The sequence below is a fragment of the Bradyrhizobium sp. NBAIM03 genome, assembly GCF_020194055.1.
GTDB classification, from domain to species: Bacteria; Pseudomonadota; Alphaproteobacteria; order Rhizobiales; family Xanthobacteraceae; genus Bradyrhizobium; species Bradyrhizobium yuanmingense.
On record NZ_JADYVS010000034.1, the window covers coordinates 49,898 to 76,255 of the forward strand.

23 protein-coding genes and 1 pseudogene are annotated in these 26,358 nt (G+C 65.1%); 13 read left to right on the forward strand and 11 right to left on the reverse strand.

Annotated elements, in window-relative coordinates; genetic code table 11:
• Positions 1–130: 130 nt before the first annotated feature.
• Positions 131–694 (reverse strand): molybdenum cofactor biosynthesis protein B, encoded by a 564-nt coding sequence (moaB, locus tag I6F21_RS33390; RefSeq protein WP_036037229.1) that lies wholly within the window; start codon positions 692–694, stop codon positions 131–133.
• Positions 695–729: 35 nt separating this feature from the next.
• The gene (locus I6F21_RS33395) at positions 730–1,671 is read right to left on the reverse strand and encodes a neutral zinc metallopeptidase (RefSeq protein WP_036006315.1); all 942 of its coding nucleotides are present in this window, start codon (positions 1,669–1,671) and stop codon (positions 730–732) included.
• A 418-nt stretch (positions 1,672–2,089) separates the two neighbouring features.
• Here I6F21_RS33395 and I6F21_RS33400 point away from each other — a divergent pair, with 418 nt between their 5' ends.
• The 3 genes from I6F21_RS33400 (at position 2,090) to I6F21_RS33410 (ending at position 4,546) form a co-directional block, all read left to right on the forward strand.
• Positions 2,090–3,220 carry a site-specific DNA-methyltransferase gene (locus I6F21_RS33400; protein ID WP_036024862.1) on the forward strand — a complete coding sequence of 377 codons (1,131 nt, stop codon included), beginning with the start codon at positions 2,090–2,092 and terminating at the stop codon, positions 3,218–3,220.
• 190 nt (positions 3,221–3,410) lie between these two features.
• Positions 3,411–3,737 (forward strand): hypothetical protein, encoded by a 327-nt coding sequence (locus I6F21_RS33405; RefSeq protein ID WP_036024861.1) that lies wholly within the window; start codon positions 3,411–3,413, stop codon positions 3,735–3,737.
• A gap of 128 nt (positions 3,738–3,865) precedes the next feature.
• Positions 3,866–4,546: a glutathione S-transferase family protein gene (locus tag I6F21_RS33410; protein ID WP_225141518.1), complete on the forward strand. Its 681-nt coding sequence runs from the start codon at positions 3,866–3,868 to the stop codon at positions 4,544–4,546.
• 54 nt (positions 4,547–4,600) lie between these two features.
• Here I6F21_RS33410 and I6F21_RS33415 read toward each other — a convergent pair whose 3' ends face one another.
• The 5 genes from I6F21_RS33415 to I6F21_RS33435 form a co-directional block, all read right to left on the reverse strand.
• On the reverse strand, positions 4,601–6,610 hold the full coding sequence (locus I6F21_RS33415; protein ID WP_036037221.1) for a methyl-accepting chemotaxis protein: 2,010 nt from the start codon (positions 6,608–6,610) through the stop codon (positions 4,601–4,603).
• 268 nt (positions 6,611–6,878) lie between these two features.
• Entirely contained in the window at positions 6,879–9,425 is a 2,547-nt protein-coding gene (locus I6F21_RS33420) for an HWE histidine kinase domain-containing protein (RefSeq protein WP_225141516.1), read from the reverse strand.
• A complete protein-coding gene (locus tag I6F21_RS33425; RefSeq protein ID WP_225141514.1) occupies positions 9,422–10,006 on the reverse strand; it encodes a biliverdin-producing heme oxygenase in 585 nt (194 codons plus the stop codon). The genes I6F21_RS33420 and I6F21_RS33425 overlap by 4 nt, the downstream gene beginning before the upstream one ends.
• A 126-nt stretch (positions 10,007–10,132) precedes the next feature.
• Positions 10,133–10,348 (reverse strand): DUF1127 domain-containing protein, encoded by a 216-nt coding sequence (locus I6F21_RS33430; RefSeq protein WP_225141512.1) that lies wholly within the window; start codon positions 10,346–10,348, stop codon positions 10,133–10,135.
• 4 nt (positions 10,349–10,352) lie between these two features.
• On the reverse strand, positions 10,353–10,796 hold the full coding sequence (locus I6F21_RS33435) for a nuclear transport factor 2 family protein (RefSeq protein ID WP_225141510.1): 444 nt from the start codon (positions 10,794–10,796) through the stop codon (positions 10,353–10,355).
• Between the two features lie 91 nt (positions 10,797–10,887).
• On the opposite strand from I6F21_RS33435, the gene I6F21_RS33440 reads away from it, so the two are divergent.
• A complete protein-coding gene (locus I6F21_RS33440) occupies positions 10,888–11,811 on the forward strand; it encodes a LysR family transcriptional regulator (protein WP_225141508.1) in 924 nt (307 codons plus the stop codon).
• Positions 11,812–11,921: 110 nt separating this feature from the next.
• Here the strand turns inward: I6F21_RS33440 and I6F21_RS33445 are convergent, their stop codons facing one another.
• On the reverse strand, positions 11,922–12,542 hold the full coding sequence (locus I6F21_RS33445) for a glutathione S-transferase family protein (protein ID WP_036006329.1): 621 nt from the start codon (positions 12,540–12,542) through the stop codon (positions 11,922–11,924).
• Positions 12,543–12,666: 124 nt separating this feature from the next.
• On the opposite strand from I6F21_RS33445, the gene I6F21_RS33450 reads away from it, so the two are divergent.
• Positions 12,667–13,944: a flavin-dependent oxidoreductase gene (locus I6F21_RS33450; protein ID WP_225141507.1), complete on the forward strand. Its 1,278-nt coding sequence runs from the start codon at positions 12,667–12,669 to the stop codon at positions 13,942–13,944.
• Positions 13,945–14,154: 210 nt separating this feature from the next.
• On the opposite strand, the gene I6F21_RS33455 is transcribed toward I6F21_RS33450, so the two are convergent.
• Together I6F21_RS33455 and mutY are read right to left on the reverse strand one after the other, a co-directional pair.
• Entirely contained in the window at positions 14,155–14,577 is a 423-nt protein-coding gene (locus tag I6F21_RS33455; RefSeq protein ID WP_036006298.1) for a PaaI family thioesterase, read from the reverse strand.
• Between the two features lie 65 nt (positions 14,578–14,642).
• Positions 14,643–15,734: an A/G-specific adenine glycosylase gene (gene mutY / locus I6F21_RS33460; RefSeq protein ID WP_225141505.1), complete on the reverse strand. Its 1,092-nt coding sequence runs from the start codon at positions 15,732–15,734 to the stop codon at positions 14,643–14,645.
• An 83-nt stretch (positions 15,735–15,817) separates the two neighbouring features.
• Here mutY and I6F21_RS33465 point away from each other — a divergent pair.
• The 8 genes and pseudogenes from I6F21_RS33465 to I6F21_RS33500 all read left to right on the forward strand — a co-directional run bounded on the left by I6F21_RS33465 (position 15,818) and on the right by I6F21_RS33500 (position 24,409).
• Positions 15,818–16,100 (forward strand): annotated as a pseudogene (locus I6F21_RS33465) (type II toxin-antitoxin system RelE/ParE family toxin).
• The gene (locus I6F21_RS33470) at positions 16,075–16,395 is read left to right on the forward strand and encodes a HigA family addiction module antitoxin (protein WP_036024868.1); all 321 of its coding nucleotides are present in this window, start codon (positions 16,075–16,077) and stop codon (positions 16,393–16,395) included. Before I6F21_RS33465 ends, I6F21_RS33470 begins: the two are co-directional and overlap by 26 nt.
• 10 nt (positions 16,396–16,405) lie before the next feature.
• Positions 16,406–16,903, forward strand: a complete 498-nt coding sequence (locus tag I6F21_RS33475) for a DciA family protein (protein WP_109144991.1) — start codon at positions 16,406–16,408, stop codon at positions 16,901–16,903.
• Positions 16,904–17,043: 140 nt separating this feature from the next.
• Positions 17,044–17,715: a DsbA family protein gene (locus I6F21_RS33480; RefSeq protein ID WP_036006292.1), complete on the forward strand. Its 672-nt coding sequence runs from the start codon at positions 17,044–17,046 to the stop codon at positions 17,713–17,715.
• A 217-nt stretch (positions 17,716–17,932) separates the two neighbouring features.
• On the forward strand, positions 17,933–21,397 hold the full coding sequence (smc, locus tag I6F21_RS33485) for a chromosome segregation protein SMC (protein WP_057026280.1): 3,465 nt from the start codon (positions 17,933–17,935) through the stop codon (positions 21,395–21,397).
• A 124-nt stretch (positions 21,398–21,521) separates the two neighbouring features.
• On the forward strand, positions 21,522–22,499 hold the full coding sequence (locus tag I6F21_RS33490) for a small ribosomal subunit Rsm22 family protein (protein ID WP_225141504.1): 978 nt from the start codon (positions 21,522–21,524) through the stop codon (positions 22,497–22,499).
• A 138-nt stretch (positions 22,500–22,637) separates the two neighbouring features.
• Complete coding sequence (locus tag I6F21_RS33495; protein ID WP_036006288.1) at positions 22,638–23,198, forward strand: LemA family protein; 561 nt, start codon at positions 22,638–22,640, stop codon at positions 23,196–23,198.
• 32 nt (positions 23,199–23,230) lie between these two features.
• Entirely contained in the window at positions 23,231–24,409 is a 1,179-nt protein-coding gene (locus I6F21_RS33500; protein ID WP_225141502.1) for a M48 family metallopeptidase, read from the forward strand.
• A 25-nt stretch (positions 24,410–24,434) separates the two neighbouring features.
• Here I6F21_RS33500 and I6F21_RS33505 read toward each other — a convergent pair.
• Positions 24,435–26,358, reverse strand: a 1,924-nt coding sequence (locus I6F21_RS33505; RefSeq protein WP_225184082.1) for a hypothetical protein, incomplete at its 5' end; no start/stop codon positions are given.

Here is a 26,358-nt window from a genome sequence, read left to right on the forward strand (position 1 = left end):
ACTAGCAAACGCAAGCTCGCTTGGGTGAGGGGTATGTCTCCACAAGCATTGGTGCGCGCGGAGAGAACCCCTCATCCGGCGCTTCGCGCCACCTTCTCCCACAAGGGGTGAAGGGAAGAAAAGCAAGAACTCACACCGTCGCGCCCTGCGCTTTCGGCCGGCGCAGATGCTCGTCCAGCCGCGGCATGATCTCGACGAAATTGCAGGGGCGCGTGCGGTAGTCGAGCTGAGCCGCCAGGATGCCGTCCCAGCCGTCGCGGCAGGCGCCGGGCGAGCCCGGCAGGCAGAAGATGTAGGTCGCGCCCGCCACGCCGGCGGTGGCGCGACTCTGGATCGTCGACGCCCCGATCTTGGCATGGCTCAGCATGTGGAAGGCGATCGAGAAGCCGTCCATGCGCTTCTCGAACAGCGGCTCGATCGCCTCGGGCGTGACGTCGCGCCCGGTAAAGCCGGTGCCGCCGGTGGTGATGACGACGTCGATGCCGCTATCGGCGATCCAGCGGCGGATCACGGCGCGGATCGCCTCGACATCATCGGTGACGATCTCGCGCGCGGCGAGATGATGACCCGCAGCGGTGAGACGATCGGCGAGGGTCTGACCGGACTTGTCGTCCGCAAGCGCGCGCGTGTCGGACACCGTGAGCACCGCAATGTTGAGCGGGATGAATTGTTTGGATTCGTCGATGGAGGCCATTCTTCACCCTCGCTCGTCGTTCCGGGGCTGACGCGTTACAACGCCCCCGCACCGAACGTGTTGCAGGCCTGGACCGTGCCCTGCTGGTAGCCGATCATGAACCATTGCTTGCGTTGCGCCGCCGAGCCGTGGGTGAAGGAGTCGGGTACCACGCGGCCGGTGGCCTGGCGTTGCAGCGTGTCGTCGCCGATCGCGCTCGCCGTGGTCAGCGCCGCCTCGATGTCGCCGGGCTCGAGGAAGTTCGGACGCTTCTTCGCCTCACGGTTGACCCAGACGCCGGACAGACAATCGGCCTGCAACTCCACCTTGACCTGGAGCGCATTGGCCTCGGCCTTCGAGCCGACCTGCTGCTGCAGCCGCGTCACGCGCGGAATGATGCCGAGCAGGTTCTGGATGTGATGGCCGACCTCGTGCGCGATGATGTAGGCGGTGGTGAAATTGCACGCCGACTTGCCGGAGCAGCCGCGAAAGCGGGTCTCGACCTCGCGGAAGAAGGCGGTGTCCAGGAAGATGGTCCGGTCGGGCGGACAATAGAACGGCCCCATGGCCGACTGCGCCATGCCGCAGCGACCGCCATTGGTGGCGTTGCGGAACAGCACGATCTTCGGACCGGTGTACGACTGGCCGTTGGCCTGGAAGATCTCGCTCCAGCGATCGTCGAGCTCGCCGAGGATGCCGGAGATCATGCTGCCCATCTCGTCGGTCGGCGCGCCGCGCTTGCCGGAGGAGGCCTGACGATCGGTCTGATAGGTCGGCGCATGGCCGCCGCCGGAGAGGATCTCGGCGCCGCCGATCAGGATGCGGGGATCGATGCCGAAGGCGTAGCCGACCAGGCCGAGGATGATGATGGTGCCGATGCCAAGCCCGCCACCGCCCATCGGCAGGCCGAACCCGCCGCCTCCGCCTCCGCCAAAGCCACCACCTTCGTCGCGACGATCCTCGATGTCGTCGCTGCGGCGGAAGTCATCGTAGCGCATGGCGGCCTTTCCTCTGGGGTCCCTGATTTAAGTTTCGACGGCGCACAGAAACGCGAAAGCTCAACGCGCCACATACGTAAAATTTCCGTTGCTTTTATCAATATCGTGGCCGGCAAAAATTGCCTAGTGCGACAGCCTGTCGATGCCAGCAAATTTTTCCGAGGGCCGAGCAGTTTTTTCCGAGAGAAATTTACAGCCTTTTTCCCGCCACGATCGATCCCGCGAGCCGCGCAATCGCGAAATACACTGTAAAACAAGGCGAATGCGCGCAACAATTTGTGCGCGAACGATCATGCGGGGAGTGCTCACGAAAGCGGCGGGTTAAGTCGATTTTTACTTTGCCCCTTCAATGTAACGGGCAGTCGGTTGTTTGGTCCCGCGTCGCCGACAGCGTCGCCTGAGTCAGAGTTCTTGAGTCATGGTAGAGTCGCGTCGCGGGGCGTCTGCAAGGGCGCCCCGCACAAATTTTGAGTCCCCTTCGCATCGCATCATCGTCGGTGATTGCGTCGCCGAGATGTCGAAGCTGCAGGCAGGCAGCGTCGACCTGGTGTTCGCCGATCCGCCCTACAATCTGCAGCTCAAGGGCGACCTCAAGCGCCCCGACGAATCCCATGTCGATGCCGTCAACGACGACTGGGACAAGTTCGATTCGTTTGCCGCCTACGACGACTTCACCCGCGCCTGGCTGCTCGCCGCACGCCGCGCCATGAAGCCGTCGGCGACGATCTGGGTGATCGGCTCCTATCACAACATCTTCCGCGTCGGCGCCATCATGCAGGACCTCGGCTTCTGGCTGCTGAACGACATCGTCTGGCGCAAGACCAATCCGATGCCGAATTTCCGCGGCCGCCGCTTCACCAACGCGCACGAAACCATGATCTGGGCCGCGCGTGACGAAAAAGCCAAGGGCTACACGTTCAACTACGAGGCGCTGAAAGCGGCCAACGAGGACGTGCAGGCGCGGTCCGACTGGCTGATCCCGCTCTGCACCGGCGAGGAGCGCCTCAAGGGCGCCGACGGCAAGAAAGTGCATCCGACGCAGAAGCCGGAAGGCCTGCTGGCGCGCGTGCTGCTGTCCTCGTCCAAGCCCGGCGATCTCGTCATCGACCCGTTCAACGGCACCGGCACCACCGGCGCGGTCGCCAAGCGCCTCGGCCGCTCCTATGTCGGCTTCGAGCGCGACAAGACCTACGCCAAGGCGGCCGAGGCGCGCATCGCCAAGGTCGAACCGTTGCCGGAAGAAAGCCTTGCCCCGTTCATGACCGCGCGCGAGGCGCCGCGCGTTGCGTTCTCCGAGCTGATCGAGCGCGGCATGATCATGCCCGGCACCAAGCTGTTCGACGCCAAGAAGAAGTTAGGGGCGCTGGTGCGCGCCGACGGCGCCATCATGCTTGGCGACAAGGTCGGCTCGATCCACCGGATCGGCGCGGTGGCGCAAGGCGCGCAGGCCTGCAACGGCTGGACCTTCTGGCACGTCGAGACCAGGAAGGGCCTCAAGCTGATCGACGAGCTGCGCGCCGAGATCCGCGCGGGAATGGCGGCGGAGTAGCTTTCCCACCGTCATTCCGGGGCTCGCGAAGCGAGAACCCGGAATCCATCGAGCCACGTCCCATGCCGCCCAATGGATTCCGGGCTCGCGCCAAGAGGCGCGCCCCGGAATGACAGCGGCGTGAGTTGAAAGCCGCGCCAACCAGGACTAGATTCGCCCGACTAGCCCCCTCCTGACCGGTTGGGCTCCCATGCGACGACAGTCCGAGACATTGCTGCTGGTGCCGCTGCTGCCGATCTTCCTGATCGGCATGTTTCCGATGTTCCTGATCGCGCTGCTCGGATTCTTCGGCCTGGCGCTGTTCGGCGTGCTCGTGATCTGCGTCGGGCTCGCCAGCAGCAACGAGGCGCACGACAATTTCAACCACGACGTTATCGTCCACGGCTATGCGCGCGGGTCGGAGCGCGCGGCACGGGCCTCCGACATGCATCTCGCCGCGCGGCTCGGCCTGCGGCTGGAGGCCGTGGGCGCGGCCATGGTCCTCGCGGCGGCAATCGGCCTCTGTTACGCCGCCTGATCTGCGTACCGCGCAGACACCGCCCGGCAAACTCGCCGGTTGCTCTCTCGGGCGAGGTTCAGGCAAGACAGGCTCGCCCAACGAGGCCGCGGCCGCGCGGGGCAATATAGACACCGGGGAGATGCTTGATGCTCAAGTTCTATTTCAATGGATCACCGAACCCGACCAAGGTCGCGCTCTATCTCGAAGAATCCGGCCTGCCGTTCGAGCCGGTGAAGATCGACACCCGCAAGGGCGAGCAATTCACGCCGGAATTCCTCAAGATCAATCCGAACGGCAAGGTGCCGGCGATCGACGATGGCGGCACCATCGTGTTCGATTCGAACGCCATCCTGCTCTATCTCGCCGAGAAGACCGGCAAATTCCTCCCCTCCAACCGCGCCGAGCTCTTGTCCTGGCTGATGTTCGTCGCGAGCGGCGTCGGGCCCTTTTCCGGTCAGGCTGTGCACTTCAAGCATTTCGCACCGAAGGACCAGAACCACGACTACGCCCATAACCGCTATCAGTACGAGACCGACCGCCACTACAAGATCCTCGACGCTCACCTGAAGGACCGCCGCTACATGGTCGGCGACAGCTATTCGATCGTCGACATGGCGCTGTGGGGCTGGGCGCGGATGGTGCCGTTCAAGCTCGGCGACGACGCCTTTGCGCGATACCCGAATGTGAAGCGGCTGGTCGACGAGATCTCGGCGCGCCCGGCGGCGGCGCGCGCAGTCGCCCTGAAGGACAAGTTCACCTTCAAGGCCGAGATGGACGACGAAGCGCGAGCCAACATGTTCAAGCACATGACGACCAAGGTGGCTTGATCGCGCCGCTGTTCGAGGCCACGCGCATCCGCGTGGCCTCTTGCTTTCAAGACGTCAGGCGGCGTGGACCGAGCTGAGGAACTTGGCGACTTCCTGCTTCAACCGGTTGCTGTCGGCCGAGAGCGAGCGCGCCGCCGACAACACCTGCGAGGAGGCCGAGCCGGTCTCGGAGGCGCCGCGCTGCACGTCGCCGATGTTGGACGAGACGAGCTGGGTGCCCTGGGCCGCCTGCTGGACGTTGCGGGAGATCTCCTGCGTCGCCGCGCCCTGCTGCTCCACGGCCGCTGCGACCGTCGAGGCGATCTCCGACAGCCGCTCGATGGTGCCGCTGATCTCCCGGATCGAGCCGACCGACTCCTCGGTCGCGGCCTGGATGCCGGAGACCTGCTGGGCGATCTCGCCGGTGGCCCTTGCCGTCTGCTCGGCGAGCGCCTTGACCTCGGTAGCGACCACGGCAAAGCCGCGGCCGGCTTCGCCCGCGCGCGCCGCCTCGATCGTGGCGTTCAGCGCCAAGAGGTTGGTCTGGCCGGCAATGGTGCTGATGAGCTCGACCACGTCGCCGATCCGCGCGGCGGCCTTGGAGAGCGCGCCGACGCGCTCGTTGGTCCGGCTCGCCTGACCGACAGCCTCGGTGGCGATGCGGGCGGATTCCTGCACCTGGCGGGCGATCTCGGAGACCGAGGAGGAGAGCTCCTCGGTCGCAGAGGCGACCGCCTGCACATTGGCCGAGGCCTCCTGCGAAGCGCTGGCGACCTCCGTCGAGAGGTCCTGGGCGCGCGCGGCAGTCGTCGTCAACGTGCCGGCGGAGGCTTCGAGCTCGCCCGATGCCGACGACACCGTGTTGACGATCTCGCCGACGGCCTGCTCGAACTGATCGGCGAGCCTGGCCATGTCTTTCCTGCGGTTCTCGGCCTGCCGCGCCTCGAGTTCGGCCTGCTCGGCGCGCATGCTCTCGGTCTCGATCATGTTGTCCTTGAAGACCTGGATCGCCTTGGCCATGTCGCCGATCTCGTCGGCCCTGCCCCGGCCGGGAATCTCGACCTCGAGATTGCCGCCGGCAAGTCGCCCCATCGCCTGCGTCATCGAGGTCAGCGGACCGACGATGCTGCGGGCGATCAGGAAGGCGACGATGCCTCCGAACAGGATGGCAAGGCCGCCGGCGATCTCCTGCACGGTCGTCGTTCCCGCGATCACGGCCTCGGCGGTGGTGCGCGATGCCTGGTAGTCCTCCTTCAGCGTCGTTTCCGCCACCTTGAGCTTGCCGATGCTGTCGACGATGAGGGGCGCGAGGCTCTTGTGGTAGATCTCGTCCGCTTTAAGCATCGCTGCGGAGGTCGTCTCGAACGCCGTCTTGTAGGTTTCAAGCGAGGTCTTCACCGGCGCCAGCGTGGCGCGCAACGCCGCCGCCTGCGGGCTCTTTTCGAGTGCCCCGAGCCGTTGTAATGCCCTGTCGATGCTCGCCCTGAAGGTCGCAGGGCCCTGCGCATCGCGAAGGGCCAGAAAACGCCAATTTACGATCCTCACGAGCAGGATTCGGGATTCGAGATCGGCGACGAGGGAAGCGGTATCTTCATCGACGGCGGCGCGCGCCACGTCGACGAGCTTGTTCGTCTTGGTGGCCAGGTCCTCGCCACTCGGCAGCAGCGTCGCCTTGCCCGTTCTCGTCTCGTTGACGGCGTCGCCGAGATTGTCACGCAGGCGTCGCATTTTCGCGATCTCGTCGATCAGGCCGTTGTAGAGCGCGCGCCGCTCCTCGGAGAGCGCCCCCTGAGCGCCGACCCGGAGCAGCTCGCTCGCCGCGGTCTCGCGCTCTTGCGCTTCCTTCATTGCGGACTCGTTGCCGTCGTAGACGTAGCGCAAATTGGCCCGCTGAATAGCCTGCAGATGGGCCGATATTTCCAGCACCCGCGCCGTGCTGTCCGAGAGGGCGGATTGTCTTGCGACCTGATCCTGCACGTCCCGCAAATTCCAGACGGCAACCACCGCCATCACGACACCCACCGCCACCAGGGCCATGAAGCCTGCGTACAGGCGTCCCCTGATCCGCAAACGAAATTTCGGCATTCCCACTGTCCACCCAGATGCATGTGAATTAAAGGGGCCGAACGACTCCGGCGATCGTCACGGCCACTCCGACAGCCGCACGCCGCGCCCTGGCGGCCTACGCTGCACCGCGACACAATGGGGGACACTTCTTAATTGAACCTTCAAATTCCTCGCGCGCCCGATCTCGACCCGCACCAAATCTGCCGATTTTGGCGGCAGCTATGCAAAGCCGCATGCGAATCCGCTGTGCCATGCACGCCGATGCATGCTGTTCGTCAGGGGATGCCTATTGGGCGCCGGCCTGCTGCAATTTGCCGAGGGCATTTTCGACCACTTCCAGCGTGTAGGGCTTCTGGACCACCGGCGCGGAGGCCAATGGCTCGGGGATCGGCGCGCGCTCGCCATAGCCGGTCGCGAAGATGAAGGGCACCCCGATCTCCTTTAGCTTCTGCGCCACCTTGATGCTGCTCTCGCTGCCGAGATTGAGATCGAGCAGAGCAAAGCTCGGCCGCGAACGCTCGATCGAGCGCAGTGCCTGGTCGACGGTTGCGGCGGTGTCGACGTGGCGGGCGCCGAGGTCGAGCAGGATGACCTCCGCGGCCATCGCGATGATCAGGTTGTCCTCCACGATCAGGGCCGTGTCGGAAATCCGTGGACGGGCAGATTGCTGCTCCTCGATACGCATGGCGGCTCCCGCGATGGATGGGACGAGCTGGACGAAGTTGGGCGGAATGACGAACTTCGCCTGGACGCCCAGGAGGTCGAAACGGATCTCGGCATCGCCCTTGAGATCGAACGGCACCGACCGCTCGATGATGGTGGTGCCGAAGCCGCGCCGCGACGGCGGCTGCACGGGCGGACCGCCGCTCTCCTTCCACTCGATGACGAGGCTGGAAGACGGGTCGAGGCGCCAGACCACCTCGACACTGCCGGTGGAATCGGCAAGCGCGCCGTACTTGGCGGAATTGGTCATCATCTCATGAACGACGAGCGCCAGCGTCGCGAACGCCTTTGGATCGAGCGCGACGTCCGGACCGCCCATCTTCACCCGGTCTGCGCGCGCACCGAGATAGGCGCCGGCCTCGGACTCGACCAGGGTGCGGAGCGCGACGGGTGCCCAGTTCAGGTTCGTGATCTGGTCGTGGGCGCGCGCGAGGGCCTGGATGCGGCCGCCGAGCACGCTGGCGAACTCCTCGATGCCGGTCGCAGTCTCCTTGCTCTGCGCCACCAGGGCGCGCACGAGGCTCAGGATGTTGCGGACGCGATGATTGAGCTCGGCGATCATCAGTTCCTGCCGCTCCTGTGCCCCGCGGCGCTCGCGCGCGGCGAGGTCGGACAGTTGCAGGATCACCTCCAGCAGCGTGACGCGCAGGCTCTCGGCGATGCGGATATCGGCCGCCGACCACGGCTTCGACTGCCCCGCCACCGTTTCCTGCCATAGCTCGAAGCTCTTGCGCGGGGTCAGACGCGGCCCATGCGGCCCTTCGTCGTAGACCTTGTTGGGATCGGCGGCCCATTTCACCGATCGCGTGACTTCGCGGCGGAAGAAGATCAGGCAATCGCGCGGGGTCCGCGAGATCGGGATGGCGAGAAAGCCCGCCGCGCGGTCACGGAAGGCCTGGCCGGCGGCGTAGACCTGGGCGATCTCGGCGCTGGCGAAGATCCGGCCCGGCGAAGTCCGGTTGATGAAGGCGACGAGATCCTTCACCTCGTCTTCGGTCGGGGTCTCCCCCTCGAGCGCGATATTGTTGTCGGACCAGACTGCGACGCCGTCGCACTCGATCATCTTGCGATAGTCGCCCAGGAAATCGACGATCGCCCGCCGGCTGTGCTCATGCGAGGCCGCGATCTCGATCAATCGCTCCTGGACCTGATGCGCGCGGGCCTCATAGGCGACGTCGCCCTCGCGCTCGCGGCCTTCCACGATCCACGAGAACATCTGACCGAACAGCTCGGAGGCCGTGCGCTTGTCGAACGAAATGTAACGCGGCGAATAATGGTGGCAGGCAAACAGACCCCACAGCTTGCCGTCGCGCAGGATCGACACCGACATGGAGGCGGCAACGCCCATGTTGCGCAGATATTCGATGTGGATCGGCGACACCGAGCGCAGCACGCTCATCGACAGGTCTAGCAGTCCCGCATTATGCGTGGCCGTGGACATCAGCGCGGCAGGCCGCGCGTCGACGTCGGCGATGATGCGCAGCCAGTTGCGCTGATAGAGCGCGCGCGCCTGCCTTGGGATGTCGGAGGCGGGGTAACGCAGACCGAAAAAGGATTCGAGCCCAGACTCCGCCGTCTCGGCGATCACCTCGCCAGACCCGTCCGGGTGAAACTGATAGACCATGACGCGGTCGAAGCCGGTCAGCACCTTAAGCTGACGCGCCGCCTCGCGCGCAAGATCGGCCATTCCGCGCGTCTTGCGGATCCGTTCGAGCATCAAGCGCACGAGCTCGCCGGAATTGACGCCGGGCTCGTGGACGCTCGGCTCCGCCTCGACGATCAGATAGACGCCGGAGAGATGGATCGAAAGATCAAAGGGTGGCTTGCCGGGCTGCAGCTCGACGCCGAACAGGCGCTCGGTCGCATCCGGACCGCCGAGATGATCGACCCGGCTGCGGATCGTTTCGACCGCCGCCTCGGAGATCACGCCCGACAGCGGCCGCTGCAGCAGGTCGGCAACATCCGTTCCAAGGAAGCTCTCGACGTTGTCCGACGCCATGCAGATCGTGAAATCCGAGAGCACGGCCAGCAGGAAGCCAAACGGCTGCACGCTGCCAGGAATGTGGATCGGCTCGCGATCGCAATTGGTGAGATTGACGGCCTGGTTCATGACCGGTCCGCCGCCTGCTCGAATGCGGCGAAGGCGATGTGGGCCGCCGCGATCGCCTCGTCTTCGTCCCAACGCTCGTCGATTGCAAGCTTCGCCAGGAAACTTTGCCAAAACCGCCTGCCGGTGCCGTGACTGAGATAGGCGACAGCTTCGCGGAGGCGCGGATTGCCGGAATCCGCGACCATCTTCAGCAGGAATTTTGCCCCGAGACGGGAGCCTTCGAGCACATACATCGTGCCCAGCACGCCGCTGCGCGTCAATGGGGACACGGACACCAGCCTCGGCACCGCGCTGCCGAGGCGCTCGAGATCAGCCAGGATTGCCACGCTTCGCGACCGCTCCGGCCAGTCCGGGAAAGCCCTGCTGACGTCGGCCTCGACGAGTGCCGTCTCGAGCGGCAGCAAGGCGCCGGCGCTGGCTTGCAGAAAGCGCCGATAGCCGGAGAGCTCGGTCAGATCGAACGCCGACAGCTGCGCGTCGAGGTCGCGGTGCGCGGCCGACGTTGCGTCTCTTAGTCGTTCGCGCAGTCCGGAGAAGCTGCGGCCTCCCTGCGTTGAAACGTCCGAAGCCCCAGCCAGCATGAAATTCCCGAGAACGCAGGTTGCCGCGGGCGCGACGCGCCCGGCAACCGAGGGAACGCCGGCGGCACGCAATAGTTCCGCCGGCCTTGGCACTGCGAGAGGCGAGACATCGGGGGTCCACTCCGTTCATTTCCGCCGAACCGGCTTTCTGAGCTCGTGCTCGATCTCGCTCCGGGACATCCCGAAATCCTGAAGCTCGCGTTCGGTCATGGCCGCGAGCTGGCAGCGGACCCGAGACCGCGCGCGCCGCGCCTGCAGGAGTTCCAGCAGCGCCCGGCAGGCCCGCACAAACATCGCGGGCCGTGACGAACAGGAGCGGCCGGTGGACGCGACCTCGTCCAAGCCGTTAGCCCGCGGCCCTCGCGGGGGCTTGCGGAAACGGGCCGAGCGCCTTCTCGGTCAGCATGGAGTCGCAGTACTCGCGAATCTCCTTGATCCTGCCGTCCTCCAGACGAAACACGAGGCAATAATCGTTGTCGTAACGCACGCCCTCGGGCGTGACGTTATCGCCCTTGGCTTCGACCACCACGATGTCGTCATCGGCGATGAAGCGATGGGCGACGGTACGCGTGCGGTCGCGCAAGCGCGTGCGGACATAACCGTGCAGATCCTTGAGGATCGCCTCCTTGCCGGCAAAGGTGCGCGACCAGGAATATTGCCCGGTGACGACCCATTTGGCGTCGTCGGCGAGACTTGCGCTGAACAGGGCGCGGTCGCGCGCGGCGGGATCGGGATTGGCGGCCGCGGCAAAGATATCCTGCAGCAGTTTCTTGTTGGCGCTCGCGTTCATGGCGGCATCTCCTCGTGGTGACAACGCCGAGATCATCGCCGGGCCAACGTCATTCTTCAAATCGATATGAAATATGATATCTATTCACCTCATGAATTTGAAAACGCTCGACCTCAACCTGTTGACCGCGCTCGACGCATTGCTCCGCGAAGCCAATGTCAGCCGCGCGGCCCTGAGGATTGGCCTGTCACAGCCGGCCACGAGCCACGCATTGCAGCGCCTGCGCGACATCTTCGGTGACCCGCTGCTGGTGCGCACGGGCGTACGGATGGAGCTGACGCCGCGGGCCCAGTCGCTGCGTGCGCCGCTGGCGCAGGCGCTCGACCAGGTCCGCGGGCTGTTCGTGCCCGATGACTTCGATGCCGCGCGCAGCGAGCGGCAGTTCCGCCTGATGATGCCGGATCTCGCGGTCGAGCTGTTGATGCCGCCCTTGATGGCGAAAGTGACGCGCCTTGCCCCCAACGTCCGCATCGACGTGGTGCCGTGGCGGGGACCTGCGATCTTCCACGCCGAGTTCGCCCGCACCATCGATCTCGTGATCTCGATCGGCAACGCCTTCAAGGGGTTTCATCGCCAGTTGCTCTACACCGACAGCGACGCGCTGGCGGTGCGGCGCGGCCATCCCGTCGGAGCGAGGCTGAAGCGGCGCGAGGCGTTCCTGGCCGCCCGCCATGTCGGCGTGATCATCCGAGGCAACGCCGAGGATCTCATCGACACCTGGCTGCACAGCAAAGGCGTCGAGCGACATATCTCGCTGGTCGTGCCAGGCTATCTCGAAGCCTTGCACGTTGCCGCGCGCACCGATCTCGTCGCCTTCGTGCCGCGCCGGCTGATCGCCGCGCTGTCGAAGCAGCTCGGCCTCGTCGCGGTGACGCCGCCGTTCGATCCCGGGATCGACGAGCAGTTCATGTTCCACCCGACGCGCGCGCAGATGGACCCCGGTTCGATCTGGCTGAGAAGGCTGATGCTGGAGACGGGGCGGCAGCTGGAGCAAGCCAGGCGGAAACTCCCGTAGCAAGCTCTCGTAGGGTGGGTTAGCCGAAGGCGTAACCCACCACTTTGGCTTCCGCAGCGACAGAAGAGGTGGGTTACGCTGCGCTAACCCACCCCACAACAGCTGCGCTCCTACGCCTTCTGCGCCGCCATCACCTTGCTCACCGCGGGGCGATCGGACATGCGCTTGAAGTGATCGGCGATCTTCGGCGTCGCATTGATGTCGACGCTGTCGCCTTCGAGCCAGGTCGAGAGCGTATAGAGATAGGGATCGCAGATCGTGTACTGATCGCCCATCACCCAGGGTCCCCGAAACATCTTCTGCTCGATCAGCTTGAAGCAAGCGCCCATGGTCTTCGGCACCATCGCCTTCATGTCGGCGAACGAGCTCTCCTCCGTCGCCCAGCGCGCGCCGCGCATCTTGTGGGCGTGGTTGATGTGCACGGTCGAGCAGAGATAGGAGTTGAACGACTGCACCTGGGCAAAGTCGAAGGGATCGTCGAGCGGCGCGAGCTTCGCCTTGGGGAAGGTCTGCGCGAGGTAAGCCAGCATCGCCGGCGTCTCGGTCAGGACGCCGCGGTCGGTGACCAGCGCCGGCACCCGGCCCTTCGGGTTGATGGCGAGATAGTCCGGGCTGTTCTGCTGGTTATCCTTGAAGCTCAGCCGCTCAGCGGTGTAGTCGGCGCCGGCCTCTTCCAGGGTGATGTAGGTGGCGAGCGCGCAGGTGCCGGTGGCGTAGTAGAGCTTGAGCATGTCGGACCTCATGGGGAAAACCGGAGGTTAACGGTCCTCCGCCGCGCCGTCCATAGGCGGCCTGTTCGCAGTTGCCCACGGCCGCCCGGCTGTGCCAAGACGCCTCCATCGGAGGGGTTTTCTCATGACGGTACTCATCGCCGGTGGCGGCATCGGCGGGCTGACGCTTGCGCTCAGCCTGCATCAAATCGGCGTTCCCGTGAAAGTGTTCGAGAGTGTCGCGGAACTGAAGCCGCTCGGGGTCGGCATCAACGTGCTGCCGCATGCGGTGCGCGAGCTGATCGAGCTCGGCCTGCTGGACAAGCTGGACGCCAGCGGTGTGCGGACGCGCGAGCTCGCATATTTCTCCAAGCACGGCAAGCCGATCTGGAGCGAGCCGCGCGGCCTTGAGGCCGGCTACAAATGGCCGCAATTCTCGATCCATCGCGGCACGCTGCAGCAGATCCTGCTCGACACCGCGCTCGAGCGGCTCGGCCGCGACAACATCCTCACCAGCCATCATCTGACCGGCTGGAGCGAGACGGCGGGCGGCGTGCGCGCCGACTTTGTCGACAGGGCGACCGGCAAGGCCGCCGGCACCTACGAGGGCACGATCCTGATCGCCGCCGACGGCATCCATTCCGCCGCACGAGAAAAGCTCTATCCGAACGAAGGCCCGCCGATCTGGAACGGCCGCATCCTCTGGCGCGGCGTCACGCCGGCCAAAGCCTTCCTCACCGGCCGCAGCATGATCATGGCCGGTCACGAGATCCTGAAATTCGTCTGCTATCCGATCTCGAAAGAAGCGGACGCCGACGGCAACCACCTCATCAACTGGGTCGCGGAGCGCCACATGCCGCCGACCTATCAGTGGCGTCGCGAGGACTATAACCGCACGGCGCGGCTCGATGAGTTCCTGCCCTGGTTCGAAAGCTGGCAGTTCGACTGGCTCGACGTGCCCGCCCTGATCAGGAACTGCCCGCACGCTTACGAATATCCGCTGGTCGACCGCGATCCGGTGTCGCAATGGACCTTCGGCCGCGTCACGCTGATGGGCGATGCCGCGCATCCGATGTACCCGATCGGCTCGAACGGCGCCTCGCAGGCGATCCTCGACGCGCGCGTCATCACGCGCGAAATCCTGGCGCACGGTCCGACGCAGGCGGCACTGCTCGCCTATGAGGCCGAGCGGCGGGCCGCAACCACCGACCTCGTCCTGCTCAACCGCAAGAACGGTCCCGAGCAGGTGATGCAGCTGGTCGAGGAGCGCGCGCCTGACGGGTACAAGGTCGTCACCGACGTGCTGTCGCAAAAGGAGCTGGAGGACATCGCCGCGAACTACAAGCGCGTTGCGGGATTTCAGGTCGAGGCGCTGAATGCGAAGCCGCCGATCGTAAGCAAGGACGCGCGGGCGAAGGGGTGAGTTCTTTGCTCAAGGCGAGATGTGCGCGAATACGCCCTCTCCCCTTGCGGGAGAGGGCAGCGACGCAGGTAGAAGCGGACTCACTTGGGTGAGGGGTTCTGTCCGCAGGTAAATCTTTTGCCGTAGAATTCGCTGAGGCAAACCCTCATCCGGCGCTTCGCGCCACCTTCTCCCGCAAGGGGAGAAGGAAGAGCAGTGCGCACCGCCGAACTATTTTCCCACCACCCTCGCCGCCTCCAACAATCGCTCGCTGGCGCTTGCCGTCGCCAGCACCGTGCCGTCCTCTGCCATCAGCTTGGCTTCGACGAAGGCGATGGTCTTGCCGAGCTGCGTGACCTTGGCTTCGCCGGTGATCGGACCGGGCTTTGCGGGTGCCAAAAAATTCACGGTCATGCTGATCGTGGTGGTGTAGAGCCGGCCCTCGCTCATCACCAGCACCGCCGGACCCATGGTGTCGTCGAGCATCGCCGAGAGCATGCCGCCCTGGATGAAGCCCGCGGGGTTGCAGAACTCCGGCTTGCCGTCGAAGCCGAGCTTGATCCAGCCCTCCTCCGGACGGGCATCGAGCAGGCGCCAGCCGAGCAGCTCGGCGCATGGGGGCCTTGGGAAGTTATCGAGCGCGGTCTTGACCATGCGAGATCTCCTTTGCCCCCTGTTAGCGCAAGACTGCTGACAGCCTGCTGTCAGCAGGATGGATGCTAGAGATCCAATCCATGCGCGATGACCTTGCGCATGACGTTGGGCAGCGCCTCATCTGCCAGAGTCGCGATCGGCACCCAACGCATGCCCTCGGGCGCGCGGACCCGGGCCTCGGCCTTGGCCGTGTAGACCACCAGCTCGAGCGGAAAATGCGTGAAGACGTGGGTGACGACGCCCACCTTGCGCTGCCAGCGCGACAGCCCCTTGAGCTGCGGCGCCTGCTGCTTCGCCGTTGCGTCGTCCTGGCCGGCGAGCCAGTCCGAGCACGGCACCTCCGTCATGCCGCCGAGCAACCCCTTTTCGGCCCGCGAGCGAACCAGCAATTCGGCACCGCGCGTGACCACGAAGGCGGCGCCGCGCCTGAGCGTCCCGCTCTTCTTCGGTGCCTTGCGCGGGAACGTCTCCTGGGTGCCCTGCGCGCGTGCCGTGCAGTCCTCTGTGAACGGACACAGCGAGCAGGCCGGCTTCTTCGGCGTGCAGATCGAGGCGCCGAGATCCATCAGCGCCTGCGCGCTGTCGCCGGCGCGAGACTCCGCCAGCAGCGTCGCGGCCAGTTGCTGGATGAGCGGCTTGGCTTGCGGCAGCTCCTCCTCGACCGCGAACAGCCGCGACACCACGCGCTCGATATTGCCGTCGACCGGCATGGTGCGGCGGTCGAACGCGATCGCCGCAATCGCCGCCGCCGTGTAGGGCCCGATCCCCGGCAGCGCGCGCAGCCCCTCCTCGGTATCCGGAAACACGCCGCCATGCTCGCGCGTCACCGCCACGGCGCAGGCATGGAGGTTGCGTGCGCGCGAGTAATAGCCGAGCCCGGCCCACATCCGCAGCACGTCGTCCTGCGAGGCTCGCCCCAGCGCCGTGACATCCGGCCAGCGCGCGACGAATTTTTCGAAATAAGGGCCGACCGCCTTCACGGTGGTCTGCTGGAGCATGATCTCGGAGAGCCAGACGCGGTAAGGATCGGACGCCTCGCCCGGCCCGGCGCGCCAAGGCAGTCGGCGGCGATGGCGATCGTACCATTGCAGGAGCGCGAGCGGGCGAACCGACGACGCCGTACTCTGTTCCTTCTTGCGCGCAGTCGTGGAGAGCATGCACCTTTACTAGAGGAGGATTCCGCCTGTGGCCAGCGCGACCGGACCGTTGCGCCCTATAACGCCTTGCGTTATACACAGACATGATCCAGAGCTTCGCCAACTCCGAGACAGAGTTGATCTGGTCCGGTCGGCGAAGTCGAAAACTGCCGTCCGACATTCAGAATGTGGCTTTGCGAAAGCTGCGCTTGCTAAACCAGGCGCGGGTGTTGGCGGGATCTCAAGGTTCCGCCGGGCAATCGGCTGGAAGCCCTGAAAGCCAACCGCGAAGGTCAGCACTCGATCCGGATCAACGATCAGTGGCGCATCTGTTTTGTGTGCGATGAAGGAGGACCGAGAGATGTCGAAATCGTCGACTACCACTAGGAACGGGTTCCTCCGCAATCCCCATCCCGGCGAGATCCTGCTGGAGGAGTTTTTGAAGCCGATGGAGCTGAGCCAGAACGCGCTGGCGCGGGCCGTTCACGTCCCGCCGCGGCGGATCAACGAGATCGTCCTCGGCAAGCGCGACATCACCGCCGACACTGACCTGCGGCTCGCCCGCTATTTCGGTCTGTCGGAGGGCTTTTTCCTGGGTCTGCAGATGGACTATGATCTGATGCAACGACGGCGCGAGATCGATCGCGACCTCAAGGCGATCCGGCCTCGCGCCGCGGCATAACGGACGGCTCATGTCCAAATCCGGCCCCATCTTCAAGCCCGGCCGCGTCAGCGCCAAACCGCTCGGGATCCTGCTCGACGACGTCTTTGCCGAGGCCTATGCCAAGCAGGGCTTTGCGGCGCGCGAGCTGGTGACGCGGTGGGCGCAGATCGCGGGGCCGGAGATCGCGGCCCATGCCGAGCCGCTCAAGATGCAATGGCCGCGGCCGGTGGAGGGTCAGCCGCAGGAGTCGGCAACCCTGGTGCTGCGGGTCGAGGGGCCGATGGCGCTGGAGATCCAGCATTCGGCCGACGTGATCCTGGAGCGGGTCAACCGCTTCTTCGGCTGGAGCGCGGTCGGCAAGCTGGCCTTCCGCCAGGCACCCCTGTCGCGGCCGCGGGCCCGGAAGCGGCCCGGCCCACCCGACCCCAAGGCCGTCGCCAAGGTGGCGGAGAACCTGACCGAGATCGAAGATGAAGAACTGAAGACCGCGCTGGCGCGCCTCGGGGCCGCCATCAAGCGAAATTGAGCCTCATTCCGCGGCCAAACTGGACCTGTCCGTAGCGCCCGCCATTGCCTCAAACGACGTTTCAAGCTAGCGACAGGCCGTCCGAGCAGGAAACCTTGACCCGTCCTTCGGGCGAACCTTGCCAATCCCGGGAGCCGACCTTGATCATCACCCGCCGCGCCTTCACCACGATGCTGTCGCTGACCGGGCTTGCCGCGTTCGCCGGGCTCTCGCCGCTGCGGTTCATCTCGGACGCCATGATCCCTGAAGCAATGGCGCAGTCGGCCGCCGACGTCGCCAAGCCGGTGTCGCTGCCCGACATGGCGCTCGGCCCGAAGGATGCCGCCGTCACCATCACCGAATACGCCTCGATGACGTGCCCGCACTGCGCCGCCTTCAACGAGCAGGTGTTCCCGAAGATCAAGACGGAATACATCGACACCGGCAAGGTGCGTTACATCTTCCGCGAGTTCCCGCTCGACATCAAAGCCGCCGCCGGCTCGATGCTGTCGCGCTGCATCGCCAAGGACGATGCGCCGAAATACTTCGCGGTCACCGACATGCTGTTCCGCCAGCAGAATGACTGGGTGATGAAGAACACCACCGAGACCCTGACGCGGATCGGCAAGCAGGCCGGCCTCACCCAGCAGCAGGTCGAGGCCTGCCTGAAGGACCAGGCGCTGCTCGACAAGATTGCCGCCGACCAGAAATATGCCAGCGACGTGCTCAAGGTGGATTCGACGCCGACCTTCTTCATCAACGGCGAGAAGATCAAGGGCGACACCTCGTTCGAGGAGTTCGCCAAGAAGATCAACCCGCTGCTGAAGAGCTGATTCGCGCGTCAAGATCCTGATTCGCATCTCGAAAGCCGTATCTTTCCCGGCATAAATCCCTTGGGAAAAGCGGCTTTCGCCGGTTGCCCTCGCGGCGCACCGCGGCCATTGTCCAGCCGCATGAGGCGCCTCGCGCGACTCACCCAGACAGCGACATTGCCTTCCATGGTATTGTCCCGGCAGGGGGATTCGCGCCTGCCAACAGAGATGCGTGCTTATGAAAATCACCCGCCTGCGCCTTCACGGTTTCAAGTCCTTCGTTGAGCCCACGGACTTCGTCATCGAGCCCGGCCTGACCGGCGTTGTCGGCCCCAACGGCTGCGGCAAGTCGAATCTCGTCGAGGCGCTGCGCTGGGCGATGGGCGAGACCTCCTACAAGTCGCTGCGCGCGGCCGACATGGATGCGGTGATCTTCGCCGGCTCCGGCAACCGTCCGGCGCGCAACCATGCCGAAGTGACGATGACGATCGACAATGCCGATCGCACCGCGCCGGCGGCGATGAACGACAGCCAGATCCTGGAAATCTCCCGCCGCATCGAGCGCGAGGCGGGCTCGGTCTACCGCATCAACGGCCGCGACGTGCGGGCCCGCGACGTGCAGATCCTGTTCGCGGACGCCGCCACCGGCGCACGCTCGCCCGCCCTCGTTCACCAGGGCAAGATCGGCGAGATCATCCAGGCCAAGCCCGAGCAGCGCCGCCGCGTGCTGGAAGATGCCGCGGGCGTTGCCGGCCTGCATGCCCGCCGTCACGAGGCCGAGCTGCGGCTGAAGGCGGCCGAAACCAATCTCACCCGCGTCGAGGATGTGATCGGCCAGCTCTCCGGCCAGATGGAAGGCCTGAAGAAGCAGGCCCGCCAGGCCGTGCGCTATCGCGAGGTCGCCGCCAAGGTCCGCAAGGCCGAAGCCACGCTGTTCCACCTGCGCTGGGTCGGTGCCCATGCCGACGTCAACGAATCCGGCCAGACCCACGATCTCGCCGTGCGCGAGATGGCCGAGCGCACCCAGCACCAGGCCGAAGCGGCCCGCATCCAGGCGATCCGCGCCGCCGAGATGCCGGCGCTGCGCGATGCCGAAGCGCGCGCCGCCGCCGGCCTGCAGCGCCTGACCAATGCCCGCGAGCAGCTCGACCGTGAGGAAGAGCGCGCCAAGGAGCGCGTCGCCGAGCTCGAGCGCCGCCTCGCCCAGTTCGAGGGCGACATCTCCCGCGCCCAGCAGCAGACCATGGACGCCGACGTCGCGCTGCAGCGGCTCGACGCCGAAGATGCCGAGCTGAAGGAAGAGATCAAGTCGCGCGTCGAGAAGCGCTCCGGCGTCGACGAGCGCGTTGCCGAGGCCGAGGCGGTGCTGACCGAAACCGAGCAGCGCTTCGCCGAGCTCACCACCGCACTCGCCGACCTCACCGCCAAGCGCAACCAGCTCGAGGCCAACGTCCGCACCCATCGCGACAAGCTCGCCCGGCTCGATCAGGAGATCGCGAACGTCACGGCGGAAGAGCAGAAGCTCACCGAAGCAACCGGCGGCTTCGGCGATCTCGACGAGCTGACCGCGCTGGTCGAGACGGCGGAAGAGACGCTGGCGGCCTCCGAAGCTGCGGCGCAGGCCAGCGAAGCGGCGCATGTCGCGGCACGCCAGACGCTGGAATCCTCACGCTCGCCGCTGGTCGAGGCCGACAAGCGCGTGCAGCGGCTCGAGACCGAGGCGCGCACGATCTCGAAGATCGTCAACGGCGAGACCAAGAATTTGTGGCCGCCGATCATCGACGGCATCACCGTCGACAAGGGCTTTGAAAAGGCGATCGGCGCGGCACTCGGCGACGATCTCGATGCGCCGATCGATCCGTCGGCGCCGATGCGCTGGACCAATGTCGGACACACCGAGGGCGATCCGGAGCTGCCCGAAGGCGCCGTTCCGCTCTCCAACCATGTGCAGGCGCCGGCCGAGCTGGCGCGTCGCCTCGCGCAGATCGGTGTCGTCCCGCGCGAGCGCGGCGCCGAGCTGGTGTCGCAGCTCAAGACCGGCCAGCGGCTAGTCTCGCCTGAGGGCGACGTCTGGCGCTGGGACGGTTTTGTTGCCGCGGCGCATGCCCCGACCGGCGCCGCGCGGCGCCTGGCCGAGCGTGCCCGCCTCGTCGACATCGAGAACGAGCTGGAGCAGGCCCGCATCGACGCGCAGATCAAGCGCCAGGCGCTGGAGAACGCCGAGTCCGAGCTGCAGATGGCGGCCAGCACCGAGGGCGCTAGCCGCGAGGCCTGGCGCGCCGCGCAGCGCGAGCTCAACGTCGCGCGCGAGCGCCACGCCAATGCCGAGCGCGAGATCAGCCGCCATGCCGCGCGCAAGGCGACGCTGTCGGAGGCGCACAGCCGGCTCGCCGCCGATCGCGCCGAAGCCGAGGCCGCCTACGAATACGCCCAGGCCGGCATCGGCGAGCTGCCGTCAAGCGAGGACACCGAAACCCAGCTCGCCGCCGTCCGCAGCGACATCGAAGGCCGCCGCCGCATGGCCGCCCAGGTCCGCGCCGAGGCGCAGGCGCTGGCACGCGAAGCCGAGCTCGCCGATCGCCGCGTGCAGGCGATCCTCGCCGAACGCACCGAGTGGCAGAACCGCAAGGAGAGCGCGGCCTCCCATATCGACACCATCCAGGCCCGCATCGCCGAGCTCACGATCGAGCGCAGCGAGCTCGAAAACGCCCCGGCCGTGTTCGCCGAAAAGCGCAGCGCGCTGATCACCGAGATCGAATACGCCGAGAACGACCGCCGCATGGCCGCCGACGCGCTCGCCACCGCGGAAACCGCGATGGCCGAGACCGACCGAGTCGCCAAGCTGACGCTCGAAGCACTGTCGAGTGCCCGCGAGGCCACCGCCCGCGCCGAGGAGCGCATGGAAGGCGCCCGCCGCCGTCTGGAAGACATCGAGCGCGAGATCCGCGACATGCTCGAGGTCGAGCCGCAGGCCGTCGCCGGCCTTGCCGAGCTCGAGCCCGGCGCCGAACTGCCGCCGCTGCACGAGATCGAGGAGGACCTCGAGAAGATGCGCCGGGACCGCGAGCGCCTCGGCGCCGTCAATCTGCGCGCCGAGGAAGAGCTGCGCGAGGTCGAGACCCAGCACACCGGCCTCGTCACCGAGCGCGACGACCTGGTCGAGGCCATCAAGCGGCTGCGCCAGGGCATCCAGAGCCTCAACAAGGAAGCTCGCGAGCGGCTGCTGACCTCGTTCGACGTCGTCAACGACCACTTCAAGCGCCTGTTCGTCGAGCTGTTCGGCGGCGGCGAAGCCGCGCTGCACCTGATCGAGAGCGACGACCCCTTGGAAGCCGGCCTCGAAATCATCGCCAAGCCGCCGGGCAAGAAGCCGCAGACGCTGTCGCTGCTCTCGGGCGGCGAGCAGGCGCTGACCGCGATGGCACTGATCTTCGCGGTGTTCCTCACCAACCCGTCGCCGATCTGCGTGCTGGACGAAGTCGACGCGCCGCTCGACGACCACAACGTCGAACGGTACTGCAACCTCTTGCACGAAATGACCGGCTCGACCGACACGCGCTTCATCATCATCACGCACAATCCGATCACGATGGCGCGGATGAACCGCCTGTTCGGCGTCACCATGGCCGAGCGCGGCGTGTCGCAGCTGGTGTCGGTGAGCCTCGCCGAGGCCGTGGACATTCTCGACCAGAACGTGGCGTGATCTTGGACCGTCATTCCGGGGCGATGCGCAGCATCGAACCCGGAATCCATGGTACGACCGACGCTGCAGATAAATGGATTCCGGGTTCTCGCTTCGCGAGCCCCGGAATGACGTGGGGTTGCTGATGATCTCCCCCACCCTTCCCGCCGAACTGAAAGCCGCCCTCGACGGCAAGCTGCAGGGCTTCTCTCGCAGCGACGCGGCCCGGCGCTCGCAGAGGATCTCGACTACGTATCGCGCCGGCGGCACCTCCGGCACGATCAAGTCGGACGCAGATGCGCTCGCTTATGCGCTGGCGCGCATGCCCGCGACCTACGCGGCGGTGGCGGCGAGCCTCAATGCGCTCACCGAGATCGCGCCTGATCTCGCCCCCGAAACATTGCTCGACGTCGGCGCCGGTCCGGGCACCGCCAGCTGGGCCGCCGCGGAAGCCTTTCCGTCGCTACAGGATTTTACCCTGCTCGATGCCAACGCCACGCTGAGCCGGCTCGCGCTCGAACTGGCACACGGCAGCTCGCGATTGGCGGAGTGCCGTTATCTGCCCGGCGATGCCGGCGGCAACCTCGCCGAGGTCTCACAGGCCGATTTCGTCATCGCCAGCTACATCATCGGCGAGCTCAGCGAGGCCGATCAGCGCAAGCTGACCGAGGCGATGTGGGCCAAGGCGCGCCACGCGCTGGTGGTGATCGAGCCCGGCACGCCCGCTGGCTATGCCCGCATCCTCGCCCTGCGCCAGCAGCTGATCGCAGCTGGCGCCTTCGTCACCGCGCCCTGCCCGCACGAAAGGCCGTGCCCGCTCATCGCGCCCGACTGGTGCCATTTCAGCCAGCGCCTGCCGCGCTCGCAGGCGCACCGGCAGATCAAGGGCGCCGAGGTGCCGTTCGAGGACGAGCGCTTCATCTACGTCGCCCTGACCCGCACCCCGCCCGCGAGCCGCGCCGCGCGCGTGCTGGCACCGCCGGACGTCGGCAAGGCCGAGATCGCGGCCAAGCTTTGCACGGAGGCTGGGGTTGCGCCGGCAAACGTCCCGCGGCGGGACAAGGCGGCCTATGCCGAGGCCCGGCGCTGGCGCTGGGGCGATGCCGTCATGTCCGAAAGTTAATTTCGCTGGCCGTGCCTGCCTTGAACTCGGGCCGTTCCTGATCCGACCAAGTCTTACCTTCCCTCCGCGCCGGGCTCTCATCCTGCGTTAATTTCGTCTACCCTAGCGCCCGCCTTCTTCCCTCTTCAGGAGTTCTCCATGTCGACCGGCTGGATCGTTCTCGGCGTCATCGTCGTCCTCGCGCTGATCGCTTTCAGCGCCTACAACCGCCTGGTGGCGCTGAGCCAGCGTGTCGGCCAGGCCTTTGCCGACATCGACGTGCAGCTCAAGCAGCGTCACGACCTGATCCCGAACCTGGTCGAGACGGTGAAGGGCTACGCCTCGCACGAGCGCGGCACGCTCGACGACGTCATCAAGGCGCGCAATTCGGCGATGTCGGCACAGGGTCCGGCGCAGGTGTCCGCGGCCGAGAACCAGCTCTCCGGCGCGCTCGGCCGGCTGATCGCGCTGTCGGAGGCCTATCCCGACCTCAAGGCCAACGCCAATTTCCAGCAGCTCGCGTCCGAGCTCTCCGACCTCGAAAACAAGATCGCGGCGAGCCGCCGCTTCTTCAACAACGCGGTGCAGGAATACAATACCGGCATCCAGCAGCTGCCCGCAGCTCTGTTCGCGGGCATGTTCGGCTTCACCAAGAAGGACTTCTTCGATCTCGGCGCCAGCCGCACCGAGGTCGAGACCGTGCCGCAGGTGAAGTTCTGATTTGAGCCGATAGGCCGGCAGGGCATCGCGTCATGGCCGCGTATGGTCTCTACACGCACATCGCCTCGAACAAGCTTCGTTCGATGCTGCTGCTCGCCGGCCTGTTCGCGCTGGTCTATGTGCTGGTCTATGCCGGCGCGCTGGTGGCCGAGGTGTTCATCGACGACAGTGAGACCGCCGCGTACTATCTGAGACACGCCTTCTCGGACCTGCTCAAGGCCGCGCCGATTGCAACGGTCGTGGCGGCGGTCTGGATCGTGATCGCCTATTTCTTTCACCAGTCGATGATCGATGCCGTGACCGGCGGCCACAGCGTCACCCGGCAGGAACAGCCGCGGCTCTACAATCTGCTCGAGAACCTCTGCATCTCGCGCGGCCTCACCATGCCGAAGCTGAAGATCATGGAGAGCCCGGCGCTGAACGCGTTCGCGACCGGCCTCAATCCGCGGCAATATTCCATCACGGTCACCACGGGTCTCCTCGATGCCCTCAACGACAAGGAGATCGAGGCGGTGCTCGGCCACGAGCTGACCCACATCAAGAACGGCGATGTGCAACTGATGGTGGTCGCCGTCATCATCGCCGGCGTGGTCGGCTTCTTCGGCGAATTGTTCTTCCGCCTGTTCACGAATCTGAACTGGAGCTCGGGCGGCTCCTCGTCCTCGTCGTCGCGGTCGTCCTCGTCGTCGAGCGACAGCAAGAGCTCCGGCGGCGGCGCGATCATCGTCATCATCATCGCCATCGTGCTGATCGTGCTGGCCTGGCTGCTGTCGCAGGTGGTGAAGCTCGCACTGTCGCGGTCGCGCGAATATCTCGCCGACGCCGGTTCGGTCGAGCTGACGAAAGACCCCGACGCGATGATCTCGGCGCTGCGCAAGATCGAGGGCCGCGGCGAGCTGCCGGGCGCGACCTCGGCGGTGATGGAGCTCTGCGTCGACAATCCGCGCGAGGGCTTTGCCGACCTGTTCGCGACCCACCCTTCCGTGCAGTCCCGGGTCGACGCGCTGGTCAAGTTCGCCGGCGGGCGCGATCCGGGACCGCTGTCCGAACCGACTGAAGGAACCGATCAACCGGAGGCACAGGCGGGCCAGCTGGCCGCTCCACCCTCGCTGCACGCGATTCCATCGAACGACACTAAGCCGGCCGATGGCCTGCCGAACTCCTCCGGCGCCACAATTGAGATTAGAACGGGTCCCTGGAGCCGTTCTTGACGATCATGCCAACGAAGCGAAGACGTCAGGAGAGGCGGCTAATCCATCCGATCTTCCCGTTACCCCTTACGAAATACCAATCTCCAAGACGCAGCAATATGTTCGCTCCATCCTTGGTGCTCGCAGCAACACCAATCCCAAGATCCTTCCTTGGACCAGAGAACATGGGCAAAGACTTTCCTGCTATCTGAAAGCTCTCGTCCAGCGCCAAGGCGGGTGTGATCTGCTCGGCCTGCTGCAATTGTTTCAGCATATCTGTCAGAGCCGACTCAGACAACGAAGTGGTGTAGGCCATCGCCTGAGCGATGTGCAGGGGCCGTAAAGGATAGGATTCTTCAGTCAGCTTGAGTCTTGAGATCATTTTTGCAAACGTTGCACGATACGACGGGGTGCCACTGTCAGTGAATTTGAGCTCCCGCTCAACGATGCCTTTTGCATAGAGTAGCATTGCTTCGTAGGGTTTCGCACTTCGCCCATTCAAGAAGGCGTCCACGGCCCATTCCGAACCTGAGGCGAAGTCTGCGCCCAACGCAGATCGCGTGCTCGCGTCAGCATCTCCGTCGAGCGACTCTACAATGCGATTGTAGTAAAGCGATATCGCAGCAACGGCGAAGCGCTCAGTCTTGATTGGCGAGTCACGATTCTCGCCAGCGTTGGCCTTCATCCGCTGGAGTTTTAGCTTGAAAAGACGTTCAAGTGCATCAACCGGAAGCAGTTTCACGAAGCGAAGCGCTTCGGCTCTAACAGGCGGTTCATCGGAAGCGACAAACTCGAATATCCGCAGGATATCCCCGTCCTGAAGGTAAGGCAGCGATTTCCTGAAATCACGCTTCTTCGTCCCCTCCAATTGCCAGTAGGTCAGATCACCCGGGATCAGGCTGTTGTTGATGATGGCATTGATCAGAAGTTTTAGGGCTCGGGATTGCTGCTGCGGGAGAGTTCCCGGATTAATACTCGTCGCGATCGGGAGAACATAGCAATTTACGTTGGGCCAGTTCGGATAGATTTGATCCTGACGCACCTTCTTCTCCAGATCATCGCCATTCAAGAAGGCATCGATAAGTGGTCGAATGGTAGCATCAGGCTGACATCCGGGAGCAGCAACGGGCGTGGATTGCGAAACAACCGTATTGCTTGTCTTTGGGGTAGTGATTGGGGGCGCGCTACTGACGCCGCCCGTCCCAGTCGGGGTGAGCACCTCATTGGACGATCGCACCTCCGCCTGCGCGACCTGCCGAGTGGCGGCCTTGCTGTCAGTGGGCGCGGCGGATTTTTTCTTAGTGTAGAATATCTTGAGCGGCCCGGTACGTGGGCCAACGTAGGCCACTTTGCTGCGCACCAATTGTAGCGGCGTGATGACGTTTACCTTGTCGGCAGGACCACTGCCTGTGCTGAATACGCCGGTGAGACAGAGGTTCTTGTAGTCGGCGGCGTCCGAATTCCTGTCAGCCTCGACGAGGGTATCTACATAGCGCTTGTTGAAACTAAGCGCCAATGGTGACCTATCCTGTAGCCAGAATACCAAGTTGCCATTTTCAGCCTGCTCGTCCGGAGCCTGTTGAGCGTGCAAGAAATCAATCTCGCATGTACCCAAAGGCTTGTAGCCCTCCTTCTCCACGCGATACAGCCGAACCGTAATTTTGAAATCATCCTTGTCCTCAAAGTGAAGCCCGATTGTGTTGTTGTTCTTCCTCTGCATCACCACGCCATCTGAATTGATGTCGATCGTCGCAAAGGCCTTTGCTTCGGCGAAGTTCGTTGTTTCAAGCAGCGGCAATTCTGTGATCCGAACCTTCCAGTCGAGACCGCAGGCAGGTTTGAGCGAATAGGCAACCGAGCCTGCCAGCAGTGCCGCCGCGATTCCACCAGCAGCATCCACGGTCCATGGCAAACCAAGGAGCTTAAGCTGGCCGCGGATGCGAAGCGCCCCGCCAAGCGTCAGCCCGCCC

Excerpts from the sequence above, each read along its gene's own strand:
- I6F21_RS33455 (WP_036006298.1), bottom strand. The coding sequence starts at position 14,577 with ATGGTCAAGACCGCGCTCGATAACTTCCCAAGGCCCCCATGCGCCGAG.
- smc (WP_057026280.1), top strand. The coding sequence starts at position 17,933 with ATGAAAATCACCCGCCTGCGCCTTCACGGTTTCAAGTCCTTCGTTGAG.
- I6F21_RS33470 (WP_036024868.1), top strand. The coding sequence starts at position 16,075 with ATGTCGAAATCGTCGACTACCACTAGGAACGGGTTCCTCCGCAATCCC.
- I6F21_RS33500 (WP_225141502.1), top strand. The coding sequence starts at position 23,231 with ATGGCCGCGTATGGTCTCTACACGCACATCGCCTCGAACAAGCTTCGT.
- I6F21_RS33445 (WP_036006329.1), bottom strand. The coding sequence starts at position 12,542 with ATGCTCAAGCTCTACTACGCCACCGGCACCTGCGCGCTCGCCACCTAC.
- I6F21_RS33435 (WP_225141510.1), bottom strand. The coding sequence starts at position 10,796 with ATGAACGCGAGCGCCAACAAGAAACTGCTGCAGGATATCTTTGCCGCG.
- I6F21_RS33410 (WP_225141518.1), top strand. The coding sequence starts at position 3,866 with ATGCTCAAGTTCTATTTCAATGGATCACCGAACCCGACCAAGGTCGCG.
- I6F21_RS33490 (WP_225141504.1), top strand. The coding sequence starts at position 21,522 with ATGATCTCCCCCACCCTTCCCGCCGAACTGAAAGCCGCCCTCGACGGC.
- moaB (WP_036037229.1), bottom strand. The coding sequence starts at position 694 with ATGGCCTCCATCGACGAATCCAAACAATTCATCCCGCTCAACATTGCG.
- I6F21_RS33450 (WP_225141507.1), top strand. The coding sequence starts at position 12,667 with ATGACGGTACTCATCGCCGGTGGCGGCATCGGCGGGCTGACGCTTGCG.
- I6F21_RS33415 (WP_036037221.1), bottom strand. The coding sequence starts at position 6,610 with ATGCCGAAATTTCGTTTGCGGATCAGGGGACGCCTGTACGCAGGCTTC.
- I6F21_RS33495 (WP_036006288.1), top strand. The coding sequence starts at position 22,638 with ATGTCGACCGGCTGGATCGTTCTCGGCGTCATCGTCGTCCTCGCGCTG.
- I6F21_RS33425 (WP_225141514.1), bottom strand. The coding sequence starts at position 10,006 with ATGCTGGCTGGGGCTTCGGACGTTTCAACGCAGGGAGGCCGCAGCTTC.
- I6F21_RS33475 (WP_109144991.1), top strand. The coding sequence starts at position 16,406 with ATGTCCAAATCCGGCCCCATCTTCAAGCCCGGCCGCGTCAGCGCCAAA.
- I6F21_RS33420 (WP_225141516.1), bottom strand. The coding sequence starts at position 9,425 with ATGAACCAGGCCGTCAATCTCACCAATTGCGATCGCGAGCCGATCCAC.
- I6F21_RS33440 (WP_225141508.1), top strand. The coding sequence starts at position 10,888 with ATGAATTTGAAAACGCTCGACCTCAACCTGTTGACCGCGCTCGACGCA.
- I6F21_RS33405 (WP_036024861.1), top strand. The coding sequence starts at position 3,411 with ATGCGACGACAGTCCGAGACATTGCTGCTGGTGCCGCTGCTGCCGATC.
- I6F21_RS33395 (WP_036006315.1), bottom strand. The coding sequence starts at position 1,671 with ATGCGCTACGATGACTTCCGCCGCAGCGACGACATCGAGGATCGTCGC.
- I6F21_RS33400 (WP_036024862.1), top strand. The coding sequence starts at position 2,090 with ATGGTAGAGTCGCGTCGCGGGGCGTCTGCAAGGGCGCCCCGCACAAAT.
- mutY (WP_225141505.1), bottom strand. The coding sequence starts at position 15,734 with ATGCTCTCCACGACTGCGCGCAAGAAGGAACAGAGTACGGCGTCGTCG.